The following is a 6,805-nucleotide window of genomic DNA, read 5'->3' on the forward strand; positions in this document are numbered from 1 at the left end:
GCGTGTGCAACATGGTGTGCTGGGTAATCTCGCGGGCGAACGTCTTGAACTCTTCCTGTGTGGGCAGTTTGCCATTGAGCAGCAGATAACAAACCTCAAGGTATCCAGACTGGCTGGCTAGCTGATCAATCGGATAACCGCGATGCAGCAGGATGCCTTTTTCGCCATCAATAAAGGTGATCTGGGACTGACAGCTCGCCGTGGATGTAAATCCCGGATCGAACGTAAACACATCTGCGTCCGCATACAGGCGTCTGACGTCGACCACGTTGGGCCCATGCGTCCCGCTCAGGACGGGCAGATCATAAGTCTCGCCGTCGATGTCCAGTTTCGCCGTGCCGGCAGGTTTGGTGTTGTTGATCATATCAGCCCTCTCGAACGTGTTTTTTTACTGATCCTGCGCTTCATCTTTCGAAGCGAGGTGAAAATCTATGCGCGCAAGCGTTTCGCTGCGTCCTAGCCAGCTCATGACCGGCGCAAGATCCGGAGCAGGTAGCCCCCCGGTCAGAGCTGCTCGTATGGGCGGACCGATTTGTCCGAAGGACAAGTCGTTCTGCTCGCAATAGGACGTCAGCGTATGCTGCAATGCGGTATCGCTCCACTCCGTAACATTGGCAATGGTTTGGCGCAATTGAGCAAGCGTATCAAGCTTGTCGCCGGACAGCGCCTTGCGCGCCTTCTTGTTGAGATTGTCGGCGTTTGACGTCCAGAGAAAGCGGAACGCTTCGGCGAGCTCCGGAAGGGTCGCGCCCCTATCTTTCATTGAGGGCAGCGCATGGCGGATCCGGTCTGCCACGTCTGATGTCATCTGGTCGCCTGCTGCTTCCTCCAGCCAGGGCGAGAGCAGCGACAAAAGCCGGTCATCATCACATGCGCGAATGAAATGCGCATTCACATCATTGAGTTTGGCGAGATCGAGCCGGGCAGGGGACTTGTTGATCGCGTCGAGCGAAAACACCGACGCAGCTTCGTCCAGCGTAAAAATTTCCTGATCGCCATGGCTCCAGCCGAGGCGAAGAAGGTAGGCGTTCATGGCCTCCGGCAGATATCCCATGTCCCTGTAAGCGGTTGTGCTCAGCGCGCCATGACGCTTTGAGAGCTTGGCTCCATCATCGCCGTGGATCATGGGCACATGGGCAAATTCAGGGACAGGCCAGCCCATCGCCTCATAAATAGGTTTCTGCCGGAAGGTGTTGCGCAGATGGTCGTCGCCGCGGATCACTTGAGTGATGCCCATATCATGATCATCAACGACGACGGCCAGCATATAGGTCGGTGTGCCATCCGCTCTGAGCAGGATCAGATCGTCAATCTCGCGCGCCTTGACGCGAACGTCCCCCTGGACCTTGTCGTGGACACGAATTTCACCATCATCGGGCGCTTTTAGCCGAACCGTGTAGGGCGCATCGCCATCCGGTGCAGGCGCACCGTCCCGATACGGTGATCGGAAGGGCGCGAGCAGAGCTTCAGCATCCGCCAGGCGCTCAGCTTTGTCGGCTTCGCTGAGACCGTCTTCCTTCGCGGCAGCGCGTGCCGCTTCGCCTTTTTCGCGGCGTTCCTGCAGCTCTTCAGGCGTCACATAGCATCTGAACGCTTTGCCAGCCTCGACCATGGCGTGGGCGCATTCGGCATGTCGTTCGGCGCGCGCGCCCTGATAGGTGACCGCCTCGTCAGCCTCCAGACCAAGCCAGCTCATTCCATCCAGAATGGCGTCGACCGCGTCCTGCGTTGAGCGTGCCTTGTCGGTATCCTCAATCCGCAGAAGAAATTTTCCCTGGTTGCGGCGTGCATACAAGTAGTTGAAAAGAGCAGTCCGGGCGCCACCGATGTGGAGCATGCCAGTCGGGGAGGGGGCAAAACGGGTAATCGTCGTCATACGTCAGACTTCTGGTCGCTTGTTTTGGATCGCAAGAGCGTTGATCGCCATGAACACGCTCGCGCCGTCTCAGGCAAGAGGCAGACTGCCGCTATGGACGACGCTGCTTCTGATCGCGTTGATGCCTTGCGGATTCTTCGAGGCCCGCTCTATTTCGCGCTTGGTCTGGTTATCGGTGTTGCATGCTATTTCAGCCTGCTCTTTGAGCCGACCTGGCTCGCGATAGCCAGCGTAAGTGGAACAGTCCTGATCGCTTCATTGGCGCTGCGCCGTTACAATCTGCCCTATGCCGCCCGCGTCCTTCTTTTTCTGCTGGCGGGCGCTGCCTGCGGCCTGTTCCTCGGAAAATACCAGATCGAGCGCGCATCGAGACATTTGCTGACCGAGACAGTTGGCCCGGCCATGGTAGAAGGCTGGGTGACGTCGATTGAGCCCGGGCGTAATGGTTCGCGGCTGCGCCTTGATGTTCACGCCATCGGCGGTGAAACCACCCAGACGCTTCCGTCTCATGTCCGCCTGACTCACTCGCTATCTCTGAATGTCGCGCCGGGGCGGTTTGTGCGGTGCTGGGCGGTTATTCGTCCGCCGCCTCAGCCGGCGCTCCCCGGCGACTATGATTTCAGCCGGCAGGCCTTTGTCGAGGGTCTCGACGGGGTCGGCTATGTTCAGGGCAGATGCCAAGGCGGCGCCTTGAGCGCGGACCGCGGCGGGCTAGACGGCTTGACCAGCCGGCTGGCGCAGGCCCGCCGGGCGCTCGCCTTGCACGTGGAAAAAGCGGCGGGGGAACGCGCCGGAGGATTGGCGGCTGCTCTCACCTCCGGTGACCGAAGCTTTATGAGACCAGAAGATACCGATGCGCTAAGGGGATCAGGCTTGGCCCATCTGCTTGCCATTTCCGGGCTTCATCTAGGCCTTATCAGCGGCCTGATCTATCTCTTCGTGCGCCGCGGCCTTGCGCTATGGGAATGGTTGGCGCTGCGGTTTCCCGTGCAGAAGATTGCGGCGCTGGCAGCGATTCTCGGGGCCGCGGTCTATCTCGTCATTTCAGGGTCGAGCATTTCGACCCAGCGGGCGTTCATCATGGCGGCCGTCTTCTTCGGCGCGATCTTGTTCGACAAGTCGCCCTTGAGCATACGCTCTTTCTCAATTGCCATGATTGCGGTTATCGTCATCCATCCGCACAGCGTCATGAGTCCGGGATTTCAGATGTCGTTCGCGGCAACGGGCGCCCTAATCGCGAGTTTTGAGGCCTGGACCAGGCGCCGGCGGGCGCGGGGCGACTATGGAGGGGGCTTCAGTTTTACGATGAAGTCGCTTGTCTTGTCTTCCTTTATCGGGGCGGCCGCGACAGCGCCTTTTGCGCTCTACCACTTTGACAGGCTGGCCCCGTTCGGACTGGCCGCGAACCTTGTCGCTATGCCGATCATCACCTTCATCAGCGCGCCGGCGGCAGGTCTTGCTCTGCTGACATGGCCGCTAGGCCTGTCCGATTTGTTTCTCGCGATATTTGGCTGGTCGCTTGAGCGGGTGCTGGACATTGCCTGGTGGGGGGCCGAAGCGGGTGGAAATGGCGTGGGCCTCGGAGACGCCATGCCGCAGCCGGTCTTCTGTGTCCTGATTGTCGGATTGATCGTCTGCTGCTTGTCACAGACATGGCGCGCGGCCATTACAGTAGCAGTGTCTGCCGGTTTTGCCGCGACGCTTGGCATTGCGCTTTCGCCAAAACTTCTTGTACACGCCTCGGCGTCTGGGGATGTATTCATCAGGACCGATCAGGGACACATCCACAGTTACGCTTATTTCGAGGGCAATGGCCTTGCGCCGCTTCGATATAGCGATCTGGAACAGACCGGAAATTGCAGAGATCGCGCCTGCCTCATCGACAGCAGCATCGGTGCGCTAAGCGTTGGCCGCTCTTTACCCGATGACGCTGCATGCCGAACCGCCGACACGCCGATCATTCTTTCAAACGAAACGACAGAGCAGATGGCAGAATGCATCCCGCCATCCGGGCAAGCCGTTCTTACATTTGAACCAAGCGACGTGCCGTTCACAATCTACGACACGTTTTTCGGCGGGCTCGAAATCAAGTCACCCGAATGCGGACACCGTCCGTGGGCGCCATGTCTTGATACCTCATGATCAGTCGTAGCGTCTGACGAGCGCCACCAGCTTGCCCTGAATGCGGACACGGTCGGGACCAAAGATACGGGTTTCATAAGCTGCATTGGCCGCCTCAAGCGCAATCGAGGCCCCTTTCTTGCGCAACCTTTTGAGCGTCGCCTCTTCCTCATCAATAAGAGCCACGACAATGTCACCGCTTTGAGCGTCATCAGTCCGTTTGAGGATGACAAGATCGCCATCATGAATACCCGCCTCGATCATGGAGTCGCCTTTGACTTCGAGAGCAAAGTGATCATCACCCTCGGGCAGGTCGTCTGGCGGACGAATGCGGGAGGTTTCGTGCTGAATCGCCTCAATCGGCACACCTGCCGCAATGCGGCCCAGCACAGGAATAGTATGGTTGGAGAAACGCGGCACGGCGCCGCCGACAACGCTTGGCCGAAAGACCTGACGCCCGCGGGGCGGGGCTGCCGGAGTTGCCGAATCTGGGAGTTTTAGCACTTCAAGCGCCCGCGCACGATTGGCGAGCCGCTTGATGAAGCCACGCTCTTCCAGGGCAGTAATCAGCCTGTGAATGCCGGATTTCGAGGCTAGGTTCAGCGCTTCCTTCATCTCATCGAATGAGGGAGATACACCGTCCTGCTTAATTCGCTCATGAATAAAGAGTAGAAGCTCTTTTTGCTTGCTGGTCAGCACGATGTGCCCTCCGAATCAACTGGTTTCGTTCACACATGTTCTACATGCGTTCTCGTTTCAGGTCAATCCGCTTGTCATTCTCAGCTTTTTGCAATCGGCTTCGCGGTGGTCTGATTTCATGAGACTTTCACCGATCAGGAACCGGCGGGCGCCGGCTTTTCTGAGCCGTGAGATATGCGAAGGGTCCGAAATGCCGCTTTCGGAGATCAGTGTCTTGTCTGACGCGAGCTGAGGCGCAAGGGTTTCGGTCGTCTGCAGGTCGGTAGTCATCTTTTTCAGGTTACGGTTGTTGATGCCGACGAGCCTTGCGGGAAGGCTGTTAGCCCGCTCAAGCTCATCAGCATCATGGACCTCGACGATTGCGTCCATTCCGAGATCGGACGCAGCATTACAAAGGTCCAGCGCTAGCGCATCATCAACCGCCGACAGGATAACCAAAATGGCATCAGCGCCGTACGCGCGCGCTTCGGCGACCTGGTGGGTGTCGATCATGAACTCCTTGCGCAGCACGGGGAGGCCCACGGCCTGCCTGACGGCAACGAGATCGTCCAGCGAGCCCCCAAAGCTTGGGAAATCAGTGAGGATGGAGAGGCACGTCGCGCCACCTTGTTCGTATTCCCGGGCGATCTGGACCGGGTCAGCGCCGGGGACGATCTCGCCCGCAGACGGCGATTTGCGTTTCAGCTCGCAGATAAGAGCGTTCTCACCGGTGTCAACCGTTTTATCCATGGCCGCTGCGAAGCCGCGCGGCGCATCGGCGCTCTTCGCCGCGTCAAGCAGGCGCGAAAGCGAATGCGAGGCCTTGAGCGCCGCGACCTCGTCGCGCTTATAGTCGATGATGCGATCAAGCGCCGTCTTCATTCCTCTGACTTCCCGTGACTGATCGCGGCAAGCTTTCCAAGGGTTCTTAGCGCGGCGCCACTATCGATTGCCGACAACGCCATTTGCGCGCCGGACTTCAGGTCCTTGGCAAGCCCCAGAATATGCAGGCCTGCCGCGGCATTGAGCGCGACCATGTCTCTGAACGGTCCGGGGCGGCCTTCAAGCAGATCTCGAATGGCAGCCGAATTCTGTCCGGGCGTGCCGCCCTCGATCGCAGAGAGTGGGCTGTTATCGAGTCCGGCCTCTGCTGGTGAAACGGTGAAATCGGAAAGTCCGCCAAGGGTAACTTCGATCACCCGCGTTTCGCCGGCGATTGAAATCTCGTCCACGCCGTCTACGCCATGAACCACCCAGGCCCGTTCGATGCCGAGCTTCTGAAGCGTTTCGGCCATCGGTCGCAGCCACCTTTCTTCATAAACCCCGAGGATCTGGTGGGAGGCGTTGGCCGGATTCGAGAGGGGCCCAAGCAGGTTAAAGATGGTACGAATGCCAAGGCTAGCCCGGATTGGCGCGACATGGCGCATGGCGGAGTGATGGCTGCGCGCAAACAGAAATCCGACGCCGGCCTGTTCAATGGATTTTTCGAACCGTCCAGGCGTGATGTCGAGCTCGACACCGAGCGCTTCCAGCACATCAGCCGAGCCGGTCTTCGGTGGAACGGAGCGGTTCCCGTGCTTGGCGACACGTCCACCCGCAGCGGCGATGACAATCGCGCTTGCGGTGGACGTATTCAGAGACGTCCAGGGCAGGCCGCCCGTGCCGCAGGTGTCGAGCAGCGGCCCTGCAATATCGACACGCCGGGCGTGCTTGCGCATGGCCGATGCACCCGCAAAGAGCTCATTCGAAGTCTCACCGCGAACCGCGAGGCCCATCAGGAAGGCCCCGATCTTCTCCGGCGCTGCTTCTCCCGATAGGAGTGTGTCGAACGCTGCCTCAAGTGTATCGGGCGCCAATTCTTCGCTGCGGGCCAAGGCTTTTATGGATGATGAAAGCGCAGTGTCTGTCATGGAATAGTCCGGGCTTTAGTGGCCAAGGAAGTCCTTTATCTTCGAAAGCATTGCCGGGTCGAGCGCAAGGTCGCGGTGGCCAAGATCATCGTCCGCAACGAGCTCCGCATTGGGAAGCTTCTCGGACAGGGCGCGTATCGCAGAAAGCGGGCAGCTTTCGTCGGCTTCGGACCCGATCAGCAGGATACGGCCGGAAAATGACTTGAGCGCAGCTTCGATG

The 6,805-nt window shown here is 59.2% G+C and carries 7 protein-coding genes; 1 reads left to right on the forward strand and 6 read right to left on the reverse strand.

Features of this window, described 5'->3' with window-relative positions:
• Together WA989_RS01920 and gltX are read right to left on the reverse strand one after the other, a co-directional pair.
• A partial coding sequence (locus WA989_RS01920; RefSeq protein ID WP_424338842.1) for a citrate/2-methylcitrate synthase occupies positions 1 to 364 on the reverse strand: 364 nt, incomplete at its 3' end.
• 24 nt (positions 365 to 388) lie between these two features.
• A complete protein-coding gene (gene gltX / locus WA989_RS01925) occupies positions 389 to 1,876 on the reverse strand; it encodes a glutamate--tRNA ligase (RefSeq protein WP_424338843.1) in 1,488 nt (495 codons plus the stop codon).
• A gap of 93 nt (positions 1,877 to 1,969) precedes the next feature.
• Between gltX and WA989_RS01930 the strand changes: the two genes are divergently transcribed.
• Positions 1,970 to 4,018, forward strand: coding sequence for a ComEC/Rec2 family competence protein (locus tag WA989_RS01930; protein ID WP_424338844.1), 2,049 nt, complete (start codon positions 1,970 to 1,972; stop codon positions 4,016 to 4,018).
• On the opposite strand, the gene lexA is transcribed toward WA989_RS01930, so the two are convergent.
• The 4 genes from lexA to WA989_RS01950 all read right to left on the reverse strand — a co-directional run.
• Positions 4,019 to 4,696, reverse strand: coding sequence for a transcriptional repressor LexA (gene lexA / locus WA989_RS01935; protein ID WP_424338845.1), 678 nt, complete (start codon positions 4,694 to 4,696; stop codon positions 4,019 to 4,021).
• A 57-nt stretch (positions 4,697 to 4,753) separates the two neighbouring features.
• Positions 4,754 to 5,557, reverse strand: a complete 804-nt coding sequence (gene trpC / locus WA989_RS01940; protein WP_424338846.1) for an indole-3-glycerol phosphate synthase TrpC — start codon at positions 5,555 to 5,557, stop codon at positions 4,754 to 4,756.
• Positions 5,554 to 6,585, reverse strand: a complete 1,032-nt coding sequence (gene trpD / locus WA989_RS01945) for an anthranilate phosphoribosyltransferase (RefSeq protein ID WP_424338847.1) — start codon at positions 6,583 to 6,585, stop codon at positions 5,554 to 5,556. The genes trpC and trpD overlap by 4 nt, the downstream gene beginning before the upstream one ends.
• Positions 6,586 to 6,600: 15 nt before the next feature.
• Positions 6,601 to 6,805, reverse strand: a 205-nt coding sequence (locus tag WA989_RS01950; RefSeq protein ID WP_424338848.1) for an alpha/beta hydrolase, incomplete at its 5' end; no start/stop codon positions are given.

This window comes from Henriciella sp., assembly GCF_049649345.1.
Lineage (GTDB): Bacteria > Pseudomonadota > Alphaproteobacteria > Caulobacterales > Hyphomonadaceae > Henriciella.